This window comes from Candidatus Symbiopectobacterium sp. NZEC135 (assembly GCF_025962695.1).
In genome coordinates, this window is record NZ_JAGFPF010001312.1 from 1 (window position 1) to 601 (window position 601).

1 pseudogene is annotated in these 601 nt (G+C 50.6%); it reads left to right on the forward strand.

Annotated features, from left to right (window positions below):
* Window positions 1–17: 17 nt before the first annotated feature.
* A pseudogene (locus J5224_RS34010) lies at window positions 18–601 on the forward strand (phage tail protein); the annotation flags it as partial.

Here is a 601-nt window from a genome sequence, read left to right on the forward strand (position 1 = left end):
AAGGGTGGCAATTTGAGATGACTCACCCGGTTACCGTTGAGGTTGATGGCGTGCCAATCCCGCCCGGCGATTGGGGTGAATGCACGATCTTGCCTGAAAGTGATGTACGCATGTATCCAGTACCGTTTGGCATTGAGATCGGTGTCGTAGGGTGGATCGCTATCGCCGTCGCCGCTGCTTCCGTTGCTTATGCGCTATTCATGATGCAAAACATCAATACCAGTGGCTATACAACCACAGGCAACGGTGATTCTCTTGAGCTTAATCCGGCCAAGGCTAATTCAGCAAAACTTGGCGATCCGATCCGTGAAATCCTCGGACGTTACAAAGTTTGGCCTGATTACGTTGTTCAGCCGGTTAGCCGCTTTGTTAATAAAAAGAAATACTTCACACACATGTTTCTGTGCGTAGGTGTTGGTGATATTGAAATCCTGCGCTCAGGCATCAAAATCGGTGCCACTCCCGTTTCTTCTTTTGGCGATGATGTTCAGTACACCATCTATCCACCTGGTGCAGACGTGTCTGCTGATACGCGTACCGAGAACTGGTACAACGCGCCGGAAGTTGGCGGCACCAACGCGGGCACATCAGGGTTGGATTT